Here is a 24055-nt window from a genome sequence, read left to right on the forward strand (position 1 = left end):
CACATGCGCGCTGTCCGTCGAGTCGCCGCCGTCCTCGCCACCGCCGCCCTCATGACGTTCGGTGGGCTCGCCACCCCGGCCTCCGCGGTGAGCATCGACGTCGCCGGTCTGGTCCTCGAGACACCGCAGATCTGATCCGCTCCCGCGCCCTCGCCGGGCCGGCTCCGGTGTCCCGGGCCGGCCCGTGGCATGCCCCGCCCCCCACCCGTGAAAGGCCGTCGCCCCCATGCAGGTGAAGCTCTCCGTCGTCGCCGTCTGTGCCGCCGCGCTCGTGGGGGTGCTCGGGCCCGGTGCCGCCGCTGCCCCCGCGCCGCCGCTGCCCCTGCCGGTCGTCGGCGCGGAGCCGCTGGTCACCGAGGGGGTCACCATCGAGGGCCCGTTGATCCAGAACGTCAGTCTGCCCACGCTGACGTAGCCCGGCGGGTCCGGTAGCTGTCGCCGTCCAGCCGTACGAGGTCGGCGTGGTGGGCGAGGCGGTCCGTCATCGCCGGGGCCGACGGGCCGAGGACCTCGTCCCAGCGGCCGAGCGGGCGGTCGCTGGTCACGATCAGCGAGGCCCGCTCGTAGCGGTGGGCGACGAGCCGGTAGAGCAGGCCGGCGGCCGTCGCGTCGAGGGGTGTGTAGCCGACCTCGTCGACGATCAGGAGGGGGTGATCGTCGAGAGCGGCGAGCTCCTCGTCGAGCCGTCCGGCGGCCCGGGCGCCGGAGAGCCGGGCGGTCCACTCGGCGGCCGTCGCGAACAGCACCCGGTGTCCGGCCTGGCAGGCGCGGACGCCCAGGGCGATGGCCAGATGGGTCTTGCCGGTGCCGGGCGGCCCGACGAAGACCACGTTGCGCCGGGCGGCGACGAACTCCGCCTTGCCGAGCCGGGCCACGGCGTCCGCGTCGAAGTCCCGGGGGTGCCGCTGGTCGAAGTCCTCCAGCAGCTTGCGGGCGGGGAAGCCGGCGGCACGGATCCGGGCCTCGGCGTCGACGTCCGGGCCGGGCTGCCGGGGGACGGCCGGTGCGGCCACCGAGGCCCCGGCTTCCGGCTGGGCGCGGTGGCGGTCCCCGCGGTCGCTCTCCTCCTGCTCCGAGATCCGCGCGGGCCCGGCCGGTACGTGCTCGGTGGGTACGTGCTCGGTCGACGCGTGCTCGGTCGGCGCGTGCCCAGCGGGTGCGTGCCCGGCCGGTGCGTGCCCGGACTGCGGGCGGTCGGTGTGGCCGCGGTCCGCCTGGGCGACCATCGGGCCCGACATGTAGGCGAGGATCGCCGCCGAGGCGATGAACGCCATGTGGATCACCGTCCCCCACAGCAGGGCGTGGTGGGAGGTGTGGTGGACGTCCACGAACATCTGGAGCAGGTGCACCGAGGAGATGCCCACGATCGCCGTGGCGAGCTTGACCTTCAGCACGTTGGAGTTGACGTGCGACAGCCATTCCGGCTGGTCACGGTGGCCCTGGAGGCCGATGCGCGAGACGAACGTCTCGTAGCCGCCGACGATCACCATGATCAGCAGGTTGGCGATCATGACGACGTCGACCAGCTTCAGCACCGCGAGCATCACGTACGTCTCGGTCGCGTGCCCGCTCACGCACATCTGGATTAAGGTCCAGAGCTCCTTGAAGAACTTGTAGACGTAGACGCCCTGGGCGGCCACGAGCCCGAAGTACAGCGGGGCCTGGAGCCAGCGGGTGGCGAACAGGGCGTATCCGAGCGTGGTGGTCGTCGGGTTCTGCACCTTCGCCATTCTTCGGGGCCGGAACGGAAAAACTGAATTCACACCACACGTTGGGATGAATAGGCATTCAGTACGACCGGACGCGCAGATCACACCACCTGACGCGGTCGATCAGGCACACTGGACGTTTGGCCGAGGCGTCGCGCTGTCGAGCCGTCCGAGCCCTCCGGCCACAGAAAGGGTGCCGCGCGTGAATGGTCCGCTGATCGTCCAGTCCGACAAGACCCTGCTCCTGGAAGTCGACCACGAGCAGGCCGACGACTGCCGTCGGGTCATCGCCCCGTTCGCGGAACTGGAGCGGGCGCCGGAGCACATCCACACCTACCGCGTGACCCCGCTGGGCCTGTGGAACGCGCGCGCGGCCGGCCACGACGCCGAGCAGGTCGTCGACGCGCTGGTGAAGTACAGCCGCTACCCGGTGCCGCACGCGCTGCTCGTGGACATCGCCGAGACGATGGACCGCTACGGCCGTCTCACCCTCTCCAAGCACCCCACGCACGGTCTGGTCCTGACCACCACCGACCGTCCGGTGCTGGAGGAGATCCTCAGGTCGAAGCGGGTCACGCCGCTGGTCGGCGCCCGCATCGACCCGGACACGGTCGCCGTGCACCCCTCCGAGCGCGGCCAGATCAAGCAGACGCTGCTGAAGCTGGGCTGGCCGGCCGAGGACCTCGCCGGGTACGTCGACGGCGAGGCGCACCCGATCGAGCTGGCCGAGGACGGCTGGGCGCTGCGGCCGTACCAGAAGCAGGCCGTGGAGAACTTCTGGCACGGCGGGTCGGGCGTCGTCGTGCTGCCCTGCGGCGCCGGGAAGACGCTGGTCGGGGCCGGTTCGATGGCCCAGGCGAAGTCGACCACCCTGATCCTCGTCACCAACACCGTCTCCGCCCGGCAGTGGAAGCACGAGCTGGTGAAGCGGACCTCGCTCACCGAGGAGGAGATCGGCGAGTACAGCGGGACGCGCAAGGAGATCCGGCCGGTCACGATCGCCACGTACCAGGTGCTGACGACCCGGCGGAAGGGCGTCTACCCGCACCTGGAGCTGTTCGACTCGCGGGACTGGGGGCTGATCGTCTACGACGAGGTGCACCTGCTGCCCGCGCCGGTGTTCAAGTTCACCGCCGACCTCCAGGCCCGGCGGCGGCTCGGTCTGACCGCCACCCTGGTCCGTGAGGACGGCCGGGAGTCGGACGTGTTCTCCCTGATCGGGCCCAAGCGGTTCGACGCGCCGTGGAAGGAGATCGAGGCGCAGGGCTACATCGCGCCCGCCGACTGCGTCGAGGTCCGGGTCAACCTCACCGACTCCGAGCGGCTCGCGTACGCGACGGCCGAGGCGGAGGAGAAGTACCGCTTCTGCGCGACGACCGCGACCAAGCGGAAGGTCACGGAGGCGATCGTCCGGCGCTTCGCCGGGCAGCAGATCCTCGTCATCGGCCAGTACATCGACCAGCTCGACGAACTGGGCGAGCACCTCGGGGCGCCCGTGATCAAGGGCGAGACGTCCAACGCGCAGCGGGAGAAGCTCTTCGACGCCTTCCGCGAGGGCGAGATCAGCGTGCTCGTGGTGTCCAAGGTCGCGAACTTCTCGATCGACCTGCCGGAGGCGACGGTCGCCATCCAGGTCTCGGGCACCTTCGGCTCCCGGCAGGAGGAGGCGCAGCGTCTCGGCCGGGTGCTGCGGCCCAAGGCGGACGGCCACCAGGCGCACTTCTACTCCGTGGTCGCCCGGGACACCATCGACCAGGACTTCGCCGCCCACCGCCAGCGCTTCCTGGCGGAGCAGGGCTACGCGTACCGGATCATGGACGCGGACGAGCTGCTGGCGGAGAGCTGAGACCCGCGGGTCCGCTCACCGGGGGCGGCGGACCACGCCGACCTCCTCTCCGTACTGGCCGAGGACGATCACGTCGAAGGCGGCGCCCGCGAAGACCTTGACGGCGCGCAGGGCATCGCCGAGGCGGTGACGGTGGCTGCCCGCCACGGCGGTGGCGCCGGGCGGACGGCCCGGTGCCGGGGCGGGGTGGATGGTTGCTGCGCTCATGTCTCCATGGTGCGTTTCGGTCCATAAGGCCCGCGTCGGTCTCGGGACCGAACCTCACGGCCCTGCGGGTACGCCGCTGGGCCGACCGCTTCCCCCGAGGAGGAGGGGGCCCGTCCCCTAGGGGGCGGAAAAACCGTTCGCGGACGGTGGCCCGGCTCCTCTAAGATCTACCGCTCGTGCCCGCCTCCCTCACGGAGCGCCGCCGACCGGACGGAAACCGGCCGGCACCTCATCGCCACTGCTCAGCAGGTCCCTCCGGAGGCACCCCCTTGTCCACGCACGTCGACGATCCGCTCTCCCGTGAGCGCTCCCACCTTTCCGCGTCCCGTTCGGCCCTGCGTGCCATGCGCGAGGACGTCGAGGCCCTCGACATCACCGACGTCACCGCGAACTGGGTCAACGCCGAGGTGCTGGCCCGCCAGATCGAGGAGCGCGTCAAGTCCCTGGCCGACCTCAGCGACACCCCGCTGTTCTTCGGCCGGCTCGACTACCTGCACGCGCCGGGGGGCGAGCAGGCCGAGGGGGCGCGGGGGGAACGCTTCTACATCGGGCGGCGGCACGTGCACGACCACGACGGCGACCCCATGGTCATCGACTGGCGCGCACCCGTCTCGCAGCCGTTCTACCGGGCCTCCAAGAAGGACCCGATGGACGTCGCGCTGCGCCGCCGCTTCGGCTACACCCGCGGCGACATCACGGCGTACGAGGACGAGCACCTGTCGGACCCCGGCGAGGCGGCCCGCACCAGCAAGCTGCTCCAGCAGGAGATCGAACGGCCGCGCGTCGGCCCGATGCGGGACATCGTCGCGACGATCCAGCCGGAGCAGGACGAGATCGTCCGGTCCGGTCTCGCGGGCACGGTCTGCGTGCAGGGAGGCCCGGGCACCGGGAAGACCGCCGTCGGCCTGCACCGGGTCGCCTACCTCCTCTACGCCCACCGCGAGCGCCTCGCCCGCACCGGCACCCTGGTCATCGGGCCGAACCGCTCCTTCCTGCACTACATCGAGCAAGTCCTGCCCGCACTCGGTGAGTTGACCGTGCAGCAGGCGACCGTCGACGACCTGGTCGCCCATGTCGAGATCAAGGGCACGGACGACGCGCGGGCCGCCGTCGTCAAGGGCGACGCCCGGCTGGCGCAGGTGCTGCGCCGGGCCCTCTACGCGCACGTCACCCTGCCCACCGAGCCGGTCGTGGTCGTGCGCGGTTCCCGCCGCTGGCGGATCCCGGCGTACGAACTGGAGGAGCTCGTCCGCGAGTTGCTCGACCGCGAGATCCGCTACGGCGCCGCCCGCGAGGCCCTGCCGCAGCGCATCGCGCACGCCGTGCTGGTGCAGATGGAGCGCTCGGGTGAGGCGCCGGACGACCGGGTGCAGGACGCGGTGGCCCGCAACAGCGCGGTCAAGGCGGCGGTGAAGGCCATCTGGCCGGCGGTCGACCCGGCGAAGCTGGTGCTGCGGCTGCTGTCGGACGCGGAGTTCCTCGCGGTGCACGCCGAGGGGATCCTCGACGAGGACGAGCAGAAGGCGATCCTCCGGGCGAAGCCGGCGCGGAGCGTGAAGTCGGCCAAGTGGTCGGCGGCGGACGCCGTCCTGATCGACGAGGCCACCGACCTGATCCAGCGCACGCACTCCCTCGGGCATGTCGTCCTGGACGAGGCGCAGGACCTCTCCCCCATGCAGTACCGGGCGGTCGGCCGCCGCTGCACGACCGGCAGCGCCACCGTCCTCGGCGACCTGGCGCAGGGCACGACGCCGTGGGCGACGCGCAGCTGGCAGGAGGCACTGACCCACCTGGGCAAGCCGGAGGCGCTGGTGGAGGAGCTGACGGCCGGTTTCCGCGTCCCCACGGACGTCATCGCCTACGCCTCCCGCCTGCTCCCGCACATCGCCCCGGGCCTCACCCCGGTGGAGTCGATCCGCGAGAACCCGGGCCACTTCGAGGTGCGGCCGGTCTGCGGCGCGAAGGACGTCGTCGAGGCCTGCCGCGACCTGCTGCGCCACGAGGGCTCGACGGGCCTGATCGCGGCGGACGCCCGCGTCCCGGAACTTGCCGAGGCGCTGGAGGAGGCCGGAATCCCCTGCCTCGGCCCCGGTGAGGAAACCACCCAGGACACCCGGCTGACCCTGGTCCCGGCGTCCTTGGCCAAGGGCCTGGAGTACGACTACGTCGTCCTGGACGAACCTCGGGCGGTGGTCGACGGCGAGCCGGACGAACGGACCGGCCTGCGCCGCCTGTACGTGGCGCTCACGCGAGCGGTGTCGGGCCTGACGGTGACCCACACGGCCCCGCTGCCGCCGCAATTGGCCGCTTAGCCCCGGGCATGTGTGCCGCCCGGGGTGGCACGGGTGGGCGCGGCGGGTGGGCGCGGCGGGTGTGCGGGGCGGCACCCCGCTCCGCCGGGCTGCGGACCCACCCGGCCCCAGCCTCCGCGCCGGGCATCCCTCATGACCCGTCCAGCACCGCCCGCCACTCCGCCACCGCCGCGGCGGACACCGGCTCGTCCCAGCCTCCCGGGCGGGCCGCCCCGCCGATGTGAAAGCCGTCGACCCCGGCCTTGAGCAGCACCGGCACGTGCTCCAGGCGCAGCCCACCCCCCACCAGCAACCGCTGTGCGTACCCCGGTTCCCCGGCCCGTCCGGCCTCCGCGAGCAGCACGGGCAGTCCCTCGTCGACCCCGCCCGAAGCCCCGGCCGTCAGGTACGTGTCCAAGCCCGGCATCCCGTCCAGCTGCTTGCGCAGGGCGTCCCGGTCCGCGGCCCGGTCGATGGCCCGGTGGAAGGTCCAGGGGCAGCCGTCCAGGACCGCCACCACCCGCTCCACGGCCGCCAGATCGACCACGCCCCCGGCGTCGAGGAACCCCAGCACGAACTCCTCGGCCCCGGCCTCCCGCAGCTGTCCGGCCACCCGCACCAGCCGGTCGACGTCGCCCGCGGCGAACCCGTCGGCGAGCCGCAGCATCACCCGCAGGGAGAGGTCGACCGCCCGGCGGATGCCGGCGACGGTGGCGGCCGACGGGGTGAGTCCGTCGGCCGCCATGTCGGTGACCAGCTCGAGGCGGTCCGCGCCTCCCGCCTGGGCGGCGACCGCGTCCTCGACGCCGAGGGCGATCACCTCCAGGACTGCACGCTTGCTCATGGGGCCCCTTCGACGGCACGGCGTCGGCGTACGGACGCCTGACGGTTGCGACAGGTCTAGTCCAATCAAGACTACGCTGCCCACTCCCGCCGGGCCCCAAGCCCCCGGCCGCGCCTCAGCCGAAGATGTTCAGCTCCTTGGCCTCCACCCCGGCCAGCTCGAACGCCGCCGCGTCGTCGACCGGCCGCCCCGTGTACAGCCGTACGAGGGTCGGCGCGTCCCCGATGAACCGGCCCGGGGGCCGCTCCCCGCCGCTCTCCCCCAGCCGCAGGGGCTCGTCCAGGTCGTCGAGATCGGCGTGCAGCGGCACGTGCCCCCGCTCGCGGGTGATCCGGGCGAGCAGCGCGAGGGCGTCCGGCAGCCCGGCCCCGCCGTACGCCCCCGGCTCACCGAGAGCCTCGCGGACGTCACCGGCGTGCACCCACTCCCCCAGGGCGAGACCGTCCAGCTTCCCGCCGGCCCCGGCGATCACGGCCCCGGCCTCGCTCATCCCCCGCTCCAGCTCGTCGACGACCCGGGCGTCGCTCCAGCCGGCCCGCTCGGCGATGTCCCGGTCGTTGGACTCGGGCGAGAACACGCCCTCCTCGAACCGGCCCTCCGCCACCCGTGTCAGCGCGGCGGAGCAGTGCGCCAGCACGTCCCGCACCGTCCAGCCCGGACACGCGGCCACGGGCCGCGCGAAGTCCTCCCCGGCCCGGCCGCGCAGCAGCGGGATCAGCGCGTCACGCTCGATCGTCAGCAGCCGCCCGGGCTGCTCGGGGTCCCGTACGTCATGCACATCAGCAGGAGTCGTCATGCCCCCACGCTAGGTGCACGGCCCCGCTCGGCGGGAGAATGCCCCCATGGCCGATCTCGACTCCCTGCGCACCCGTTTCGCCCGCACCCTGGAGGCGGCCCGGGGCCCGGCCGGCGGACCGGACCCGGCGCCGTACGCCGACAACCTGCTCGCCCGCTGGCAGGAACCCCAGCGCCGCTACCACACGGCCGGGCACCTCACCGCGGTCCTCGACCGCGTCGACGAACTGGAGCGGTACGCGCACGACCCGGACGTGGTCCGGCTGGCCGCCTGGTTCCACGACGCGGTCTACCTTCCCGACCGCTCCGAGAACGAGGAGCGCTCGGCCCGCCTGGCCGAACGCGCCCTGCCGGAAGCCGGTGTTCCCGAGGCGAAGACGGCCGAAGTGGCCCGCCTGGTCCGCCTCACGGTCACGCACGACCCGGCCGACGACGACCCCGACGGGCAGGTCCTGTGCGACGCCGACCTCGCGATCCTCGCCTCGCCCCCCTCGGCGTACGCGGCGTACACGACCGCGGTGCGCGAGGAGTACCACTTCGTCCCCAACGACGCCTTCCGCGAGGGCCGCTCCGCGGTCCTGCGGCAACTGCTGGCTCTGCCCCGCCTGTTCAGGACGCCGTACGGCGCCGCCGAGTGGGAGGCGACGGCCCGCCACAACCTCGCCGCCGAGCTGGAAATGCTGTCGCCCGCACCCCACGACGCCTCGTAGCCTGCCCACCATGCGGACAACGGGTGCGGAACAGGTGGAGCAGGCGGTCGCCGAGTGTGTGGGGCTGTTGGGGGCGGTCGTCGAGCGGGACTGGGAAGGGGCGCGGGCCGGGCGGCTGGAGTGGAGCTGCCGGGAGACCGCGGTGCACATCGCCGAGGACCTCATCGCGTACGCGGGGCAGCTCGCGGGGCGGGAGCAGGACGGGTACTCGCCGTTCGAGATGTCGCTGGAGGAGGGGACCGACAACGCGGGCGCGCTGCGGGTGATCAGCACGATGGGCGCCCTGCTGGCCGCCGCGGTCCGCACCGCCCCGCGCGAGGTGCGGGCCTTCCACCCCTACCCCTTCCGCAGCGCGAACCGTGAGGGGTTCGCCGCCATGGGCGTCACCGAGGTGCTGCTGCACACGCACGACATCGCCGAGGGGCTCGGCCTGAGTTACGAACCGGCGCCCGAGCTGTGCGACTTCGTGCTCGCCCGGATCTTCCCGCACGTCCAGCCGGGACCCACCCCGTGGTCGACCCTGCTGTGGGCCACCGGCCGTGCCGAGCTGCCCGGACGCCCGCCCGTCACCGGATGGCGGTGGAACAACAACCTCGTGATCGGCACCGAGCGGCTCACCCTCCAGGGCGTCACACCGGCGGCGGCCACCGATCTGTCCACGGTCGGGGACGGCGGCTTCGCGTGGATCGAGGGCGGTCCGGCCGAGGGCACCCGGGTCGGTGCCGGACTGGTGTACAAGCAGTACGAGGACGGCGTCCACCGGCCCGAGTGGGGCATGTACGCGCTGGTCCGGCGCGAGGACGGCCGCGCGATCGGCGCCATGGGGTTCCACAGCGTCCCGGACGACACGGGCCGGGTCGAGATCGGCTACGACCTGGTCGAGGGCGCCCGTGGTCACGGTTACGCCACCGAGGCGCTGCGGGCGCTGTCGTCCTGGGCGCTGGGCCGGGACGAGGCGCGGACCGTGGTCGCGAACGTCGAGCGGGACAATCTGCCGTCGCAGAACGTGCTCGCGCGGGCCGGGTTCACCCAGGTCGCCGAGGACCCCGAGCTGCTGACCTACGAGCTGCGCGAACCCCGCGAGGGATAACGCCCCTTGGGCCGCCGCAGCCCCGCCGCGTGCAGCAGCCGGACCACCTCGCGGCTGCTGACCTCCACGGCCCCGGCCCGCACCGCGTCGGCGTACCGCCCGTCGGGGATGTCGTAGTGGTCGCGCTCGAACGCGCGGCGTGGCACGCCGAGGCGCTCGGCGAAGGCGTGCAGTTCGTCGTAGGAGACGTCACTGACGAGGTGGGACCACAGGCGGCCGTGGCCGGGCCAGGTCGGCGGGTCGATGTAGATCGTCACCAGGGCCTCACGAGGACGCCGGACCGCCGAGGGCCTCGCCCAGCGACCCCACGGCGGCGACCTTCACACCCGCCTCGCCGCACACCCAGTGCGGGTCGGGTCCCAACTCCGGTTCCACGTCCAGCGCGTGCGGCCCGCCGGTGCCGCAGACCGGACACAGCGGCCAGCGGCCGTACCGCTCCAGCAGGGCGTCCTGCACGTCCTGCGCGACCAGGCCGGCCACGTACCGCGCGCCCTCGGGCCACTGCTCGACCCACCAACGCCGCTGCTTGACGGACTCCTCGACCAGGGAGACGACGTCCGCGTCGGCGACGCGTCCCGCGACGAGGTCGGCCAGCACGAGGGCGCGTGCGGCGTGCAGCGCCTGCTCCAGGGGGCTGATGGGATCCATGCACCCATTGTGCGCACTCTTGACCCGAACGCCGCGCCGAAAATATCTTTCAAGCGTGACCCGAGACGTGAAGGAAATTTTCGCCCGTGAGCGTGGCGGCCCCCCGGGGGCGAGCGGCGCCCCGCCCGCCCCGGCCGCCCTCGCGGCCAAGGTCCGCACCCTGGGCCCGTCGATGACGCGTTCCATGCAGCGTGTCGCCGAGGCCGTCGCGGGCGACCCGGCCGGCTGCGCGGCCCTCACGGTCACCGGCCTCGCCGAACTCACCGGCACCAGCGAGGCGACCGTCGTACGCACCGCCCGCCTGCTGGGCTATCCGGGTTACCGGGACCTGCGCCTGGCCCTGGCCGGCCTCGCCGCCCAGCAGCAGTCGGGCCGCGCCCCGGCCATCACCACGGACATCGCGGTGGACGACCCGATCGCCGACGTGGTCGCCAAGCTCGCCTACGACGAGCAGCAGACCCTCGCCGACACGGCCGCCGGCCTCGACACCGTCCAGCTGGGCGCGGCCGTCACCGCGCTGACCACGGCCCGCCGCACCGATGTGTACGGCGTCGGCGCGTCCGGCCTGGTCGCCCAGGACCTCACACAGAAGCTGCTGCGCATAGGGCTGATGGCGCACGCCCACAGCGACCCGCACCTCGCCGTCACCAACGCCGTGCAGCTGCGCGCGGGCGATGTCGCCGTCGCCATCACGCACTCCGGGTCGACCGGGGACGTCATCGAGCCGCTGCGGGCCGCCTTCGAACGCGGGGCGACGACGGTGGCGATCACCGGCCGCCCCGACGGCCCGGTGACGCAGTACGCCGACCACGTCCTGACGACGTCCACCGCCCGCGAGAGCGAGCTGCGTCCGGCGGCCATGTCGTCCCGCACCGGCCAGCTCCTCGTGGTGGACTGCCTGTTCGTGGGGGTGGCGCAGCGGACGTACGAGACGGCGGCGCCGGCGCTCTCGGCGTCGTACGAGGCGCTGGCCCACCGGCACCGTTCCTGAGGCAGCCGCCCCGCCCCGCCCGGAAAGACACGGAAAGAGCCGTTCATGACCTCCACCTCCGACCCCCGTGACCTCAGGACCGAGCTGGAGTCCCTGACCACCGAGGCCTTCCGGCCGGACCTCGCGGACATCGACCGGCTGCCCACCCTGGACATCGCGCGGCTGATGAACGGCGAGGACGCCACCGTGGCCGCGGCGGTCGCGGCCCGGCTGCCCCTGATCGCCGCCGCGATCGACGCCGTCGCGGACCGGATGGCGCGCGGTGGCCGCCTGGTCTACGCCGGTGCGGGCACGGCGGGCCGGTTGGGCGTCCTGGACGCCTCCGAGTGCCCGCCCACCTTCAACACCGACCCCTCCCGGGTCGTCGGCCTGATCGCGGGCGGCCCGGACGCCCTGATCACCTCGGTCGAGGGCGCGGAGGACTCCCGGGAGCTGGCCCGGGCGGACCTGGAGCGCCTCGCCCTCACCCCCGACGACACGGTGGTCGGCATCTCCGCCTCCGGCCGCACCCCGTACGCCATCGGCGCGGTGGAGCACGCCCGCGCCCGCGGCTCCCTCACCGTCGGCCTCGCCTGCAACCCCGGCAGTCCGCTCGCGGCCGCCGCCGACCACGGCATCGAGATCGTCGTGGGCCCCGAACTCCTCACCGGTTCCACCCGGCTGAAGGCCGGCACGGCCCAGAAGCTCGTCCTGAACATGCTCTCGACGATCACGATGATCCGGCTGGGCAAGACGTACGGGAACCTGATGGTCGACGTCCGCGCCTCGAACGACAAGCTGCGCGCCCGCTCCCACCGCATCGTGGCCCTCGCCACCGGCGCACAGGACAAGGAGATCGAGGAGGCCCTCACCGCGACGGACGGCGAGGTGAAGCACGCGATCCTGACCATCCTGGCCGGCGTGGACGGCCCGACGGCGGCCAAGCTCCTGGCGGCATCCGACGGCCACCTGCGGGCGGCCCTGGCGGCAGCCGGCTGACTCCCCCGCCCCGGCGGCACCGGCTCCCCGGCCCGGCGGGGGCGACCCGGGCTCACCCCCGGCGGCGCAGACCGCCGTACAGCGTGCCTGCGGCGACGAGCACGGTCAGTGCCGCGGTGGCGGCGAGAGTGATCTCCGTGGTGTTGCGCTGGTCGGGGCTGTCGGGCAGCCTCGGGTCGAGCAGCCCGAGCGGATCCTCGCGGATCTCGACGCGGTCGCCGGGCCCGGCCTGGCCGAAGCAGTTCTCCCGCTGGGACACCTCGTACGTCCTGCGGTCCCCGCCGAGCTCCCGGACCGTGCAGAACAGGTCCGGTCCGCGCCGCTGGTCCCGGTCGGCCACCCGGGTCACCACGGCGTCGACGGGCTGTCCCACCGTCGTCATGTACGCCTCGTACACAGCGGGCCCGGCGAACAGCATCAGCGCGAACCCGCCGAAGGAGACGAGCGTCGCCGCCCCGGCCCGGCGCCAGACACCGCCGACGCGCCAGGCGGCGACCGCGATGACCGCCAGGACGACGACGACCCCGAGCCAGGTCACCCACTGCCCGAGCGCGGAACCGAGCAGCAGCAGGCCGGGCACCAGCAGCGCCCACAGCACGGAACCTGCCGCCCTGCGCCCGCCGGGCAGCCCCGCCCGCGAGGTCTCGGCCCCACCGGTCCCGTCGGCGGCCACAGCCGTCCCGGACGCGCCCATGTCCGCGATCCCCCTGCCAGTTCGCCCGTTCGATTGCGCCCGTCACGATATCCAACGGGCGCGAGGCATCGACTCACTGGCGGGGGCGGCGTTCCCGGCCCTGCTCAGGCGATGAGCTCGGCGACCGCCCCCCGCCCCTCGCCGAGGCGCTCGGCGTGCTCCGCCGTCGCCTTCTCGGCCAGCGCGTTGACGGCCGCGTTGAAGCGTTCCATGGAGGTGGGGCGGTCCGGGCCCAGGACGTACTCCTTCAGCACCCGGCGCTCGGGTGCCATCGGGTCGCGGCCCGGTGCGCGCACCGCGTCGAGGATCTCGGGCAGCCGGGTGCAGTCCCGGTCCAGCAGATAGGCGCCACCGGCCGTGGTGTAGGCCGCCCGGAACTCCTCGTCCGGAAGGTCGTTCGCATTCGTCAGCACGTACGGCTTGAGGCTCGCCACGAAGTCCGCGACCACGGACGACACATCGCTGACGAGGATGTCGGCCTGGTTGAAGCACTCGTACAGCGTGGGCAGTTGCTTGACGATCACCTGGTGCCCGAGCGGGCCCCGGCTCTGCCAGAACAGCCGGTGCCACTCGGCGCGCAGCTCGTGCCACTCGGCCTCCCCGTCCTGGCCGGCCGGGCGGGCCTCGCGGGTCTGCTGGGCGTCGTCACCGGCGAGCCGCCCGGACAGTTCGCCGAGCCGGGCCTGGATCTCCGTGAGCCGCGGCCGGGCGGCGGCGATCGCGGCCTCGGCCTCCTGGGCGCCCCGCCGCTCGTCGTCGGCGCGCAGCAGCTCCCGGATCGCCCGGTCCGCCTCGGCCGCCGCGCGCGAGCGCTTGCCGGTGAGGGGATGCGGCTTGTAGAGGACCCGGACGTTCTCGGCGAGCAGCTTCTCGATCAGCGTCACGCCCATCGGGATCAGCGACGTGTGGCAGTCGTCGTCGCTCCAGCCCTCCCAGGTCGGGGCGTACAGCACGGTCGGCAGCGCCCCCGGCACGTGGTCGGTGTGCAGCCGGATCGACGACAGCTGCGGGCGGCCGACCTCGACGATCGCCGAGTCGCTGATGGCGTGCCGCACCCGCTGGTAGCGGTCGCGCCCGGCCCGCCCGGCCACCCAGATCTCGTCGTACACCTTGCTCACGCGGTTGCTGCTGGCGAGTTTGTCGCTGTCGCCGTGCCCGATGAAGACGTGCTTGGCCTCGGCGACGCGCAGCATGTGCACGTTCTTGCCCGCGTTGCCCGGGTAGAGCACGACCCGCAGCTCGGGCAGCTCCAACTGCGCCACGTCGTCGGCCTTCGGGACGCACACGACCGGGATCGACGTACGACCGAGGTAGCGGAACGAGGCCCGCTCCCTGAGGATGATCAGCGGCCGCCGGTCGAGCTGCTCCAGGGTCTCGATCCACATGTTGACCTGGTACATGAAGTCCCGGGACACGGACGCGAAACTGAAGTACAGCGCCACCTCCGGCCGGTACCCGGCCAGTTGGCGGTTGACCTCGGCGATGACCTCGTCCCCCGACGGCATCCGGCGGGCCCGGCGCAACTGCCCGAGCAGCGCCAGGACGGCCGCGACCGTCAGCCCGGCGGTGAGGGCGAAGCCGATGCCCGCGGGCTGCCACGTCCCGGCCGCCAGCGCGGCGATCAGCCCGGCATGGGCCGGCAGGTCCAGGTGCAGCAGCTTGCGCAGGAAGCGCCGGTACAGCAGAGCGGGGGGCGACTGCGGGATGCCCGCCCCGCTCATGTCGAGGTTGCGCACCACGACCGGCAGCGTGCGCCGCCGCCGGATGGCATGGTGCACCGCCGTGTACAGGATCACCAGGGTGAAGTGGGCGGCGAACACGGCCAGTCCGGCCACCAGCACGGCCTCCGGCGCGTCCATCCGCTCGGCCAGCGCGAGCAGCATCACCGTCCGCACGGCGAACCGCATCGTGCGGGTCAGCTGGAGCGCGGCCAGCCGCCGCACGAAGGCGGGAGCACGGGTGTGCAGGACCTCGTCCGCGGCGTACGTCACGGCCGAGGCGGCCACGAACCCCCACAGCGATGGGAGCAGCGCGAACACGGGGAGGGCGGCGAAGCCGGCGGCGAACAGGAGCACGAGGAGAAGATCGGTCTTCCCGCGCACACGCAGGACACCGCACAGCCAACGGAACGTCATAAGACAGGATTCCTCTGGGGAAAGGATGTGATTTCCGGAGTGGCGTGCGGTGGGGCGAACGCCGGTGTATGCGCGATACGCCTGTTCGACGGTGGTGGAGGGCGAATGGTTGTACATCAACCGTTGGCTATTACTTCACCGTGACTTCATCTCCCGGTTGACCTGCCGCACGCGCGCCCGCAGCGCCTCCCCCGCGGGCAGCGAGCGCAGTACGTCGGTGAGATGCTCGGCCGTCCGTACGTTGCACCGCCCCAGATCGACCAGCGCGAACGGCTCGTCGCTCGCGCCGGTCACCGGGTCGACGCCCAGCGACGGCAGCACGACCCCGACTCCGGCGAGGGCGTCCCGCAGCGATTGCACGATCTCTTCGGTCGAACGCACCGTTTCCTACCTCCACGCTGTGTTTGCAGTTCACCACACAGCGTGTCCGACTCCTCTCTAGCCTGGCCAGATACGGCGGTCCAACAGCCCGATCTGTACGACAGGGAGTCGCCCATGCCCGGTTCCAGGGACCTCGACCCGTCCTCCTCCCCTCGGGCCCTCCTGGGCGCCGAGCTCCGCCACGCCCGCGAGAAGGCCGGCCTCAGCCAGGAGGACTTGGGTCAACGGCTGTTCGTGAGCGGGTCGTTCATCGGGCAGTTGGAGGCGGGGACGCGGAGGTTGCAGGCGGAGTACGCCCGTTTGCTGGATGGGGAGTTGGGGACGGGGGACTTCTTCTCACGGAACTGTGGGGCGGCGGCGAAGTCGAAGTATCCGGACCATTTTGCGGAGGCGGCAGAGGCGGAAGCCCGGGCCACGGCCATCAGGGAGTTCGCATCGATGCTGATCCCCGGCCTGCTCCAGACCCCCGCCTACACCCGGGCAGTGTGCCGCGCGTATCAGCCGACGGCGCCGGACGAGGAGATCGAGAAGAGGGTGGCCGCCCGCATGGAACGGACCCACATCCTCGACGATCCAACAAAGCCCTTGTTGTGGGCCGTGATTGACGAGTCGGCGTTGCGCCGGGTGACAGGTGGGCCGGATGTCATGGCCGAAGCTCTGCGACACATCACCGACCTGGCCCGCCGCAGCCGGTCCATCGTGCAGGTGCTGCCGTTCGATGCGGGGGCGCACCCTGCCATGCAAGGGTGCGTCAAGCTGATGGACTTCGCCGACGCGCCTCCGTTGGCGTACCTGGAAGGCGTGGGCACCGGGCGACTGGACGACGATCCCGCCATCGTTGCGGAGTACCGCTTCTACTACGAGTTCCTCGCGGCCTCCGCACTCTCGCCCAAGGAGTCTCTGGCCCTGCTCGAGGCAATGACGCAGGATTACGACCATGAGGAAAATGCCTGAGTGGTACAAGTCCAGCTACAGCGGCGGGAGCGGCGACAACTGCCTGGAAGTCACCCAGGCACTCCCCGATGTCATCCCCGTCCGCGACTCGAAGACCCCCCACGGCCCGAAGCTCGTGTTCCGGGCCGCCGCCTGGTCCGCTTTCGTCGAGAACCTCAAGGACGAGACGGCCTGAGCTTCGGGACCCGGGCTTCGAGCTCTCTTTTCAAGGAACGGGTGGAGGGCCTCAACCCGCCCTCCCACCCCGCGTGTTGACTTGACGCGTTCGGCTTGCCACGGACAGTCACCTGCCTCTAACGTTCCTGGACAAGCAACAGCCCCCGCCCGGTGCGCCAACACCTGCGGGGGCTTAACCATCGAGATCGGACAGCGATCCCATGGCTGACGCCAACTTTAGTGCCGCCATCCCGTCCGCGCACCCCATGGCCAACCCCGGCTACGGCAAACGCACGACCCCCGGCCAACCCCCGCGCACAAAGCACGACTTCGCCCACCTCCCACCCCGCGAAGCCGCCATCGCCGCCTACCTGGACCGGCTCCCCGACGGCGCCGACATCTCCGTGAAGACGCTGGCCAAACAGCTCCCCTACGGACAGTGCGCCCTGGGCACCGCCCTCAACCGCATCCAGCAGGCAGGGCATCTACGGCGTGGTCGGGAGTGCATCACGGCCGACGACGGCAGCTCCCGATGGATCACCCGTTCGTGGTGGTCGCGCGCCGCCCGGGATGACGACTGGTGGACCGCCTTCACCCGCGGCGACGTACCGCGGCAGGCAGCACGCCCCACTCGCTCCCGCGCCCACATCCTCCTGGCCGCCCTCGGCCGCACAGCCCCCGTCCTGTCCCTCTCCCAGAGCGACTGCGCGGACCTCGCCCCACTCGTGACGGCCTGGTTCGAGCGGGGCGCCTCGGAGGACGACGTACTGCGTGCCCTCACCGCCGGCCTGCCGACGCCCGTCCACCACGCCGCGGCCCTGGTCCGCAACCGCCTGACCGGAAAACTCCCGCCCCCACCCGCCCCACGCCCACCCCTACGGGTCCTGGAGTGCGCGAACTGCGGCGCCCCGGGACGACCGGAAACCCTGCCAGGGGGGCGTTGCAGCGCCTGCCGGGGCGAACGCACCCCCGCACAACCACCCGCACCCGTGTCCGCCCCCACGGTCCACGCCCACGCGGCCGGGATCCGCGCGGCGATGTCCCGACGACGCCACGACTACGCCGACTGACGACAATGGACCCATGAACCACGCCCAGCTCACCGCTCTAGGCCGTGCCCTCCGTCTTCTCGGTGAGCACGGGGAAGCCCTCGGCTCCGACACCCCGGACGCCAAGCTGCACGAGGTCAAGGCCGACCTGAAGCGTGCCCTGGACCTGCTGGAGGACAGCGTCAGCACCGCGGCCCCGACCACGCGCTGCCCCGAGCACCCCACCGGCCCGGTCGACGAGAGCGCCCCCGACCGGTGCCTGCTGTGCGAGACGCGCCGCAGGGCCGCCCGCCGCAACGAGTTCAACGGGCCCGCGCCCCAGCACCAGCCCACCGAACCCGTCCAGTCCCGCTACGGCGTCCGCGGCGACCGCCCGCAGCCCCAGCAGCGCTGGCTGGCGGAGCTGTGGAACGGCCAGACCTGGCAGCTGTGCGGCACCCCGCGCCGGGACCGCCGCGAGGCGGAGCTGTTCATCGCCGCTCAGCGCAAAGCGCCCCGGGCCGCCATGGCGTACCGGCTGGTGCACGAGTTCACCGACTACGAGGTGCTGCGGGTGTGGGGGACGCCCCTGCGGATCGACATCGAGCCGATGGGCAACCTGTAGGCCCTACAGCAGTGGCAGGGGCAGGAACTCATACCCCTCCCACAGCCGCCGCGACCGCTCCTCCGGATAGGCCGTGACCACCGGCTCGGCGTCCAGCACCCGCACCAGCCGCTCCGCGTCGTCGTACGCCGGCCAGCCCGGGTCCCCCGACCTCGCGAAGGACGTCCAGGACGCGCGGAAGCGGGAGGACAGCGAGAGCGCCTCGGCGGACGGCTCCGCGCCCGCGAACAGCAGCAGCCCCAGATCCGCCCCGTACGTGCCGAACAGCAGCGGGATGTCCAGGCCGTGGCAGGCGCCGAGCGCGCCGCCGTTGCCCGGGGCCGGCCAGGTCAGTTCGTAGAGGTGCGTGCTGCCGCCGCCCGCGCGCTGCGCCTCGGCCAGGTGCAGGGAGGGCATGCTGAACAGCCAGTCCGTCTGGACGCGTTCGTAGAGCTCCGAGGGGGAGGCCTCCGGGAAGGCCGCGCGGTAGGCCTGTTCGCCGTCGGGTCCGGGGGCGAACAGACGCAGGGCCGAGGCGGCCTGCTCGTCGGTGATCCGTCCCAGCCGGCCCGCCATGGCGATGAAGAGGCGGTACTCGTCGCGGTTGTGGCCGACGAGGAGGTCGACGTCCCTCGCCGAACCGGCCGCCAGCGCCTGCCAGGGCGTGGCCGGCAGCACCTCGCCGTCCACGACCGGCGAGAACGGTGTGACCGTCGGTGCCGCCTGGCCCCAGCGGTCGATGTGCTGGGGCATCTTCGGGCCGAGCGTCTCGCCCGCCGAGGTCAGCTTGCGCGGGGCGATCGTCGCCAGGTCGGCGACCGTGGGACGCAGGCCCAGCTCCGCGGCGAGGGCCATGCCGATGTCCCGGGCCAGGGCGTCGGAGAAGAACGTGCCCGGCACGCTCTGCGCGATCGCCCGCCGGAACAGTCCGGCCGCGCGCGGCATGGCGAGCAGGGAGGCGATGGAACCGGCCCCGGCCGACTCGCCGAAGACCGTCACCCGCGCGGGGTCACCGCCGAAGGACTCGATGTTCTCCCGCACCCACTCCAGCGCGGCCACCTGGTCGAGCAGTCCGCGGTTGGCGGGCGCGCCCTCGATGTGCGCGAAACCCTCCATGCCGACCCGGTAGTTGAGGGACACGACGACGAGGTCGCCGTCGGCCGCGATGCGCCGGGCGTCGTAGCCGGGGCTGCCGGAGTGGCCGAGCTTGTAGGCGCCGCCGTAGATCCACACCATCACCGGGCGGCGCGCGTCCGGGTCGGGCTCGGGGGTCCAGACGTTGACCGTGAGCCAGTCGTCGCCCTGGGGCACGTCGATCAGACCCGGGCCGCCCATGAGGCCGAGATCCTGCGGGGGCGGCGGGCCGAAGGCGTACGCCTCGCGTATGCCGTCCCAGGCGGGGGCGGGGCGCGGCGCCTGGAAGCGGGCCTCGCCCACCGGGGGTGCGGCGAAGGGGATGCCACGGAAGACGGCGAGGCCTTCTTCCCTCCGTCCGCGTACCGCTCCGGCGGTGGTGCGCACCACCGGGCCGGGCTGCTCGGACGGGCCGTCCGCCGAGGGGCGGGAGTCGGTCGTCGTCATCTGGGAATCTCCTCACGGGGGCTGGCGAACAAGCGTCCGGTCAGTCTCCTCGACCGGCGCAAGCAGATCCAGGCACCCCGTGAGGAGGCGGGTCAGCTGAGGGTCTTCAGCGCCGCCGGGTCGTACGGCGCCAGGTCCTCGAAGCGGCCGTCGAGCACCTTGCGGGCCCACTCGGGGTCCTGGAGCAGGGCGCGGCCGACGGCGACCATGTCGAACTCGTCGCGCTCGAAGCGGTCCAGGAGGTTGTCGAGGTCGCCCACTTCGGCGCCCTCGCCCTGGAAGGCCTTGATGAAGTCGCCGGTGAGGCCGACCGAGCCGACGGTGATGGCGGGCTTGCCGGTGAGCTTCTTGGTCCAGCCGGCCAGGTTGAGGTCCGAGTCGTCGAACTCGGGGGCCCAGTAGCGGCGGGTGGAGGCGTGGAAGGCGTCGACACCGGCCGCCGCGAGCGGGGTCAGGATGGACTCCAGCTCCTCGGGGGTCTCGGCGAGGCGGGCGTCGTAGGCCTCCTGCTTCCACTGGGAGTAGCGGAAGATGATGGGGAAGTCGGCGGAGACGGCCTCGCGGACGGCCGCGACGATCTCCTCCGAGAACTTGGCGCGGGCGACCCGGTCGCCGCCGTAGGCGTCGGTGCGGCGGTTGGTGCCCTCCCAGAGGAACTGGTCCAGCAGGTAGCCGTGGGCGCCGTGGATCTCCACACCGTCGAAGCCGATGCGCTCGGCCGCGGCCGCGGCCTCGGCGAACGCGCCGATGACGGCGTCGATGTCGGCCTGCGTCATGGCCTTGCCGGTGGGCTCCGTCGCACCGATGCGCAGGCCGGAGGGGCCGACGGCGGGGGCGTCGGCGACGGGCGGCTCGCCCTGGTTGCGGACCATGCCGATGTGCCACAGCTGCGGCACGATCGTGCCGCCGGCGGCGTGCACCGCGTCGGCGACCTTCGCCCAGCCCGCGAGCTGCTCCTCGCCGTGGAACCGCGGCACACGGTCGCTCTGCCCGGCCGACTCGTGGCCGACGTAGGTGCCCTCGGTGACGATCAGGCCGACCCCGGCGGCGGCGCGGCGCGCGTAGTACGAGACGACGTCCTCGCCGGGCACGCCGCCCGGGGAGAACATGCGGGTCATCGGCGCCATCGCGATCCGGTTCGGGACGGTCAGACCGCCCAGCGATACGGGCCGGGACAGGATGGCGGCGGCGCGGGAAGCGGAGGCGGCGACGGTCACGTGGGGCTCCCTTGGGGGTACCGGACGGTATGTGCATACGCATAGGACACAGGCGTCAACCACCCCGCGCCGCGCGGCCATCCCGCCCCCGGCATGACCCCGGTCACATCACCGGCCGCATCCCGGACACGCCACAGGGGCCGCACCCCGGACACGCCCGAGGGCGGCACCCCCTGTCGGAACAGGGAGTACCGCCCTCGTCAGGACGTTGATCAACCTTCAGGTCGATCAGAAGTCCATGTCACCGCCCGGCATGCCGCCGCCGGCCGGCGCGGCGGCCTTCTCCGGCTTGTCGGCGATGACGGCCTCGGTGGTGAGGAACAGCGCGGCGATCGACGCGGCGTTCTGGAGCGCGGAGCGCGTCACCTTCGCCGGGTCGATGATGCCCTCGGCGATCATGTCGACGTACTCACCGGTCGCGGCGTTCAGGCCGTGACCGACGGGCAGGTTGCGCACCTTCTCGACGATGACGCCACCCTCGAGGCCACCGTTGACGGCGATCTGCTTGAGCGGGGCCTCCAGGGCCAGCTTCACGGCGTTGGCGCCGGTCTGCTCGTCACCCTCGAGGTCCAGCTTCTCGAAGACCGAGGAGGCCTGGAGCAGGGCCACGCCACCACCGGCGACGATGCCCTCCTCGACGGCCGCCTTGGCGTTGCGCACGGCGTCCTCGATGCGGTGCTTGCGCTCCTTGAGCTCCACCTCGGTGGCGGCACCGGCCTTGATGACCGCGACACCGCCGGCGAGCTTCGCCAGGCGCTCCTGGAGCTTCTCGCGGTCGTAGTCCGAGTCGCTGTTCTCGATCTCGGCGCGGATCTGGTTCACGCGACCCTGGACCTGGTCGGCGGAGCCGGCACCGTCGACGATGGTGGTCTCGTCCTTGGTGATGACGACCTTGCGGGCCTTGCCCAGGAGGTCGATCGTGGCGTTCTCCAGCTTGAGGCCGACCTCCTCGGAGATCACCTCGCCGCCGGTGAGGATGCCGATGTCCTGCAGCATGGCCTTGCGGCGGTCGCCGAAGCCCGGGGCCTTGACGGCGACGGACTTGAAGGTGCCGCGGATCTTGTTGACGACCAGCGTCGACAGAGCCTCGCCCTCGACGTCCTCGGCGATGATCAGCAGCGGCTTGCCCGACTGCATGACCTTCTCCAGGAGCGGGAGCAGGTCCTTGACGTTGGAGATCTTGGAGTTCGCGATCAGGATGTACGGGTCGTCGAGGACGGCCTCCATACGCTCCATGTCGGTGGCGAAGTACGCCGAGATGTAGCCCTTGTCGAAGCGCATACCCTCGGTGAGCTCCAGCTCAAGACCGAAGGTCTGGGACTCCTCGACGGTGATGACGCCTTCCTTGCCGACCTTGTCCATCGCCTCGGCGATGAGCTCGCCGATCTGGGTGTCGGCGGCGGAGATGGAGGCCGTGGAGGCGATCTGCTCCTTGGTCTCGACGTCCTTCGCCTGCTCCAGCAGGGCGGCGGAGACGGCCTCGACGGCACGCTCGATGCCCCGCTTGAGGGCCATCGGGTTGGCGCCGGCGGCTACGTTGCGCAGACCCTCCTTGACCAGGGCCTGGGCGAGCACGGTCGCGGTGGTCGTACCGTCACCGGCGACGTCGTCCGTCTTCTTGGCGACTTCCTTGACCAGCTCGGCGCCGATCTTCTCGTACGGGTCCTCGAGCTCGATCTCCTTGGCGATGGAGACACCATCGTTGGTGATCGTGGGCGCGCCCCACTTCTTCTCGAGGACGACGTTGCGGCCCTTGGGGCCGAGCGTCACCTTGACGGCGTCCGCGAGCTGGTTCATGCCGCGCTCGAGGCCGCGCCGCGCCTCCTCGTCGAACGCGATGATCTTGGCCATGTGAAGTGGTCCCTCCAGGACTGGGGGTGATTACTTCGGACCGCGCCCGCGCCCGCGACGGACGGCCCCGACCGGTTGGTTCCTTGCCCCATCCGGTCCGTGGGCCTCACCGACCCGGTCCTTACGTTGTCACTCTCACCTTCAGAGTGCTAACGCAATGATTAGCACTCGACCCCTGCGAGTGCAAGCGCCTCCCGGGGACTGGGCCGGGGCGTCAGCCACCCGCGAACAGGGACCGACAGGGCGTGCGAACAGGCCGAAGGGCCCGCACCCCGGGGGGTACGGGCCCTTCTGAGAAGACCGGTCGCTTGAGCGGTGGTCGTGGTGCGCGTTCAGGCAGAGACGCGAACCATGTCGGCCTGCGGTCCCTTCTGACCCTGCGAGATCTCGAACTCGACCCGCTGGCCCTCTTCAAGGGTGCGGTAGCCGTCCATCTGAATCGCGCTGTAGTGGACGAAAACATCCGCACCACCGTCGACCGCGATGAAGCCGTACCCCTTCTCCGCGTTGAACCACTTGACGGTGCCCTGAGCCATGCCTAACTCCCCTATTACTGGCCCTTGCACAGATCCACACTTCGCGGATCCGGGTCAGACCTCACCCCCCACGGTTGGGGGCGTGCGCCGGAACGCGTCGACCGCGGCTGAATGTATCTGTCCAACTGCCGTCTGCAACAGGTCAATCGGACGAGAATTCCGGACGCGCAGGATCCGGAATGTAGGGAGAATTCGCCCGAATTCGGGTCAAGTCGGGCCACACAAAAAGAACAAAAGCCGCGAAAGACGCGCACACTTTGGCTACATCTTGTCGGGCTCGCGGCAGGAATTCAGGATTCCGATCAAGGGATCGGGATCGCGTTCCCCAACTGTACCCCGCTCAACCACACAGAATTGCCCCTTCCGCTTCTCTCACGGAAGGGGCAATTCGATGAACTCTGGGTGACGGCCGTTACCGAAGGTAATAATCGGGCCGTCCGACCGGTTCAGCCGCCGGCGACGGCGGGAATGATCGACACTCCGGCACCGTCGGGCGTGGCCGTCTCCAGCCCCTGCTCGAACCGCACGTCGTCGTCGTTCACGTAGACGTTGACGAACCGGCGCAGCTTGCCCTGGTCGTCCAGCACGCGGGCGGCGATCCCGGTGTGGTTCTTCTCCAGATCGGCGATGACCTCACCGAGGTTCGCCCCCTCGGCGGCGACCTCGGCCTGCCCGCCGGTGTAGGTACGCAGGATGGTGGGGATGCGGACGGTGACGCTCATCGGACATGTCCTCCGGTTCTTTGTGAGCTACGGCTGGGGCGCGCCCTCAGGGGCGCGGGGCTGTCTCGATCTGCGGCTCCGCCGCGT

At 71.9% G+C, this 24055-nt stretch carries 26 protein-coding genes; 12 read left to right on the top strand and 14 right to left on the bottom strand.

Annotation, left to right across the window (positions count from 1 at the left end; translation table 11 throughout):
• Positions 1–3 precede the first annotated feature (3 nt).
• On the top strand, positions 4–135 hold the full coding sequence (locus AB0I06_RS18290; RefSeq protein ID WP_267886819.1) for a hypothetical protein: 132 nt from the start codon (positions 4–6) through the stop codon (positions 133–135).
• Positions 136–226: 91 nt separating this feature from the next.
• Positions 227–415: a hypothetical protein gene (locus tag AB0I06_RS18295; RefSeq protein WP_363119838.1), complete on the top strand. Its 189-nt coding sequence runs from the start codon at positions 227–229 to the stop codon at positions 413–415.
• Here the strand turns inward: AB0I06_RS18295 and istB are convergent.
• Positions 393–1721: an IS21-like element helper ATPase IstB gene (gene istB, locus AB0I06_RS18300; RefSeq protein ID WP_363119839.1), complete on the bottom strand. Its 1329-nt coding sequence runs from the start codon at positions 1719–1721 to the stop codon at positions 393–395. The genes AB0I06_RS18295 and istB overlap by 23 nt on opposite strands.
• Before the next feature lie 190 nt (positions 1722–1911).
• Here istB and AB0I06_RS18305 point away from each other — a divergent pair, with 190 nt between their 5' ends.
• Positions 1912–3555 (top strand): DNA repair helicase XPB, encoded by a 1644-nt coding sequence (locus AB0I06_RS18305; RefSeq protein ID WP_363119840.1) that lies wholly within the window; start codon positions 1912–1914, stop codon positions 3553–3555.
• Between the two features lie 15 nt (positions 3556–3570).
• Here AB0I06_RS18305 and AB0I06_RS18310 read toward each other — a convergent pair whose 3' ends face one another.
• Positions 3571–3762, bottom strand: coding sequence for a hypothetical protein (locus tag AB0I06_RS18310; RefSeq protein ID WP_363119841.1), 192 nt, complete (start codon positions 3760–3762; stop codon positions 3571–3573).
• 269 nt (positions 3763–4031) lie between these two features.
• Here AB0I06_RS18310 and AB0I06_RS18315 point away from each other — a divergent pair, with 269 nt between their 5' ends.
• Entirely contained in the window at positions 4032–6074 is a 2043-nt protein-coding gene (locus tag AB0I06_RS18315) for a UvrD-helicase domain-containing protein (RefSeq protein WP_363119842.1), read from the top strand.
• A gap of 130 nt (positions 6075–6204) precedes the next feature.
• Here the strand turns inward: AB0I06_RS18315 and AB0I06_RS18320 are convergent, their stop codons facing one another.
• Complete coding sequence (locus tag AB0I06_RS18320; RefSeq protein ID WP_363119843.1) at positions 6205–6897, bottom strand: copper homeostasis protein CutC; 693 nt, start codon at positions 6895–6897, stop codon at positions 6205–6207.
• Between the two features lie 115 nt (positions 6898–7012).
• On the bottom strand, positions 7013–7693 hold the full coding sequence (locus tag AB0I06_RS18325) for a maleylpyruvate isomerase family mycothiol-dependent enzyme (RefSeq protein ID WP_363119844.1): 681 nt from the start codon (positions 7691–7693) through the stop codon (positions 7013–7015).
• 46 nt (positions 7694–7739) lie between these two features.
• Here AB0I06_RS18325 and AB0I06_RS18330 point away from each other — a divergent pair, with 46 nt between their 5' ends.
• Positions 7740–8402, top strand: a complete 663-nt coding sequence (locus AB0I06_RS18330; RefSeq protein WP_363119845.1) for a hypothetical protein — start codon at positions 7740–7742, stop codon at positions 8400–8402.
• A 34-nt stretch (positions 8403–8436) separates the two neighbouring features.
• A complete protein-coding gene (locus tag AB0I06_RS18335; protein WP_363119997.1) occupies positions 8437–9492 on the top strand; it encodes a GNAT family N-acetyltransferase in 1056 nt (351 codons plus the stop codon).
• On the opposite strand, the gene AB0I06_RS18340 is transcribed toward AB0I06_RS18335, so the two are convergent.
• On the bottom strand, positions 9462–9749 hold the full coding sequence (locus tag AB0I06_RS18340; protein WP_363119846.1) for a DUF4031 domain-containing protein: 288 nt from the start codon (positions 9747–9749) through the stop codon (positions 9462–9464). The two genes, AB0I06_RS18335 and AB0I06_RS18340, sit on opposite strands and share 31 nt — an antisense overlap.
• Positions 9750–9756: 7 nt before the next feature.
• Positions 9757–10140 carry a hypothetical protein gene (locus AB0I06_RS18345; RefSeq protein WP_363119847.1) on the bottom strand — a complete coding sequence of 128 codons (384 nt, stop codon included), beginning with the start codon at positions 10138–10140 and terminating at the stop codon, positions 9757–9759.
• A 55-nt stretch (positions 10141–10195) separates the two neighbouring features.
• Here AB0I06_RS18345 and AB0I06_RS18350 point away from each other — a divergent pair, with 55 nt between their 5' ends.
• The gene (locus AB0I06_RS18350) at positions 10196–11131 is read left to right on the top strand and encodes a MurR/RpiR family transcriptional regulator (protein WP_363119848.1); all 936 of its coding nucleotides are present in this window, start codon (positions 10196–10198) and stop codon (positions 11129–11131) included.
• 45 nt (positions 11132–11176) lie between these two features.
• Entirely contained in the window at positions 11177–12109 is a 933-nt protein-coding gene (gene murQ, locus AB0I06_RS18355) for an N-acetylmuramic acid 6-phosphate etherase (protein ID WP_363119849.1), read from the top strand.
• 52 nt (positions 12110–12161) lie between these two features.
• On the opposite strand, the gene AB0I06_RS18360 is transcribed toward murQ, so the two are convergent.
• The 3 genes from AB0I06_RS18360 to AB0I06_RS18370 all read right to left on the bottom strand — a co-directional run bounded on the left by AB0I06_RS18360 (position 12162) and on the right by AB0I06_RS18370 (position 15319).
• The gene (locus AB0I06_RS18360; protein ID WP_363119850.1) at positions 12162–12803 is read right to left on the bottom strand and encodes a hypothetical protein; all 642 of its coding nucleotides are present in this window, start codon (positions 12801–12803) and stop codon (positions 12162–12164) included.
• 104 nt (positions 12804–12907) lie between these two features.
• Positions 12908–14938, bottom strand: a complete 2031-nt coding sequence (locus AB0I06_RS18365; RefSeq protein WP_363119851.1) for a hypothetical protein — start codon at positions 14936–14938, stop codon at positions 12908–12910.
• 135 nt (positions 14939–15073) lie between these two features.
• Positions 15074–15319 carry a hypothetical protein gene (locus AB0I06_RS18370; RefSeq protein WP_363119852.1) on the bottom strand — a complete coding sequence of 82 codons (246 nt, stop codon included), beginning with the start codon at positions 15317–15319 and terminating at the stop codon, positions 15074–15076.
• Positions 15320–15433: 114 nt separating this feature from the next.
• Between AB0I06_RS18370 and AB0I06_RS18375 the strand changes: the two genes are divergently transcribed.
• The 4 genes from AB0I06_RS18375 (at position 15434) to AB0I06_RS18390 (ending at position 18082) form a co-directional block, all read left to right on the top strand.
• Positions 15434–16273: a helix-turn-helix transcriptional regulator gene (locus tag AB0I06_RS18375; protein ID WP_363119853.1), complete on the top strand. Its 840-nt coding sequence runs from the start codon at positions 15434–15436 to the stop codon at positions 16271–16273.
• Positions 16257–16448 (top strand): DUF397 domain-containing protein, encoded by a 192-nt coding sequence (locus AB0I06_RS18380; RefSeq protein WP_363119854.1) that lies wholly within the window; start codon positions 16257–16259, stop codon positions 16446–16448. The genes AB0I06_RS18375 and AB0I06_RS18380 overlap by 17 nt, the downstream gene beginning before the upstream one ends.
• A gap of 247 nt (positions 16449–16695) precedes the next feature.
• Positions 16696–17499 (top strand): hypothetical protein, encoded by an 804-nt coding sequence (locus AB0I06_RS18385; RefSeq protein WP_363119998.1) that lies wholly within the window; start codon positions 16696–16698, stop codon positions 17497–17499.
• A 13-nt stretch (positions 17500–17512) separates the two neighbouring features.
• Positions 17513–18082: a hypothetical protein gene (locus AB0I06_RS18390; protein WP_363119855.1), complete on the top strand. Its 570-nt coding sequence runs from the start codon at positions 17513–17515 to the stop codon at positions 18080–18082.
• A 3-nt stretch (positions 18083–18085) separates the two neighbouring features.
• Here the strand turns inward: AB0I06_RS18390 and AB0I06_RS18395 are convergent, their stop codons facing one another.
• From AB0I06_RS18395 to AB0I06_RS18415, 5 genes are all read right to left on the bottom strand, one after another.
• Positions 18086–19642, bottom strand: a complete 1557-nt coding sequence (locus AB0I06_RS18395) for a carboxylesterase family protein (protein WP_363119856.1) — start codon at positions 19640–19642, stop codon at positions 18086–18088.
• Between the two features lie 92 nt (positions 19643–19734).
• Entirely contained in the window at positions 19735–20859 is a 1125-nt protein-coding gene (locus AB0I06_RS18400) for an NADH:flavin oxidoreductase (RefSeq protein ID WP_363119857.1), read from the bottom strand.
• A gap of 228 nt (positions 20860–21087) precedes the next feature.
• Positions 21088–22710 carry a chaperonin GroEL gene (groL, locus tag AB0I06_RS18405; protein WP_363119858.1) on the bottom strand — a complete coding sequence of 541 codons (1623 nt, stop codon included), beginning with the start codon at positions 22708–22710 and terminating at the stop codon, positions 21088–21090.
• A gap of 332 nt (positions 22711–23042) precedes the next feature.
• Positions 23043–23246: a cold-shock protein gene (locus AB0I06_RS18410; RefSeq protein WP_010035953.1), complete on the bottom strand. Its 204-nt coding sequence runs from the start codon at positions 23244–23246 to the stop codon at positions 23043–23045.
• A gap of 446 nt (positions 23247–23692) precedes the next feature.
• A complete protein-coding gene (locus AB0I06_RS18415) occupies positions 23693–23968 on the bottom strand; it encodes a MoaD/ThiS family protein (RefSeq protein WP_003991133.1) in 276 nt (91 codons plus the stop codon).
• Positions 23969–24055 lie beyond the last annotated feature (87 nt).

The sequence above is a fragment of the Streptomyces sp. NPDC050674 genome (genome assembly GCF_040654575.1).
GTDB lineage: Bacteria > Actinomycetota > Actinomycetes > Streptomycetales > Streptomycetaceae > Streptomyces.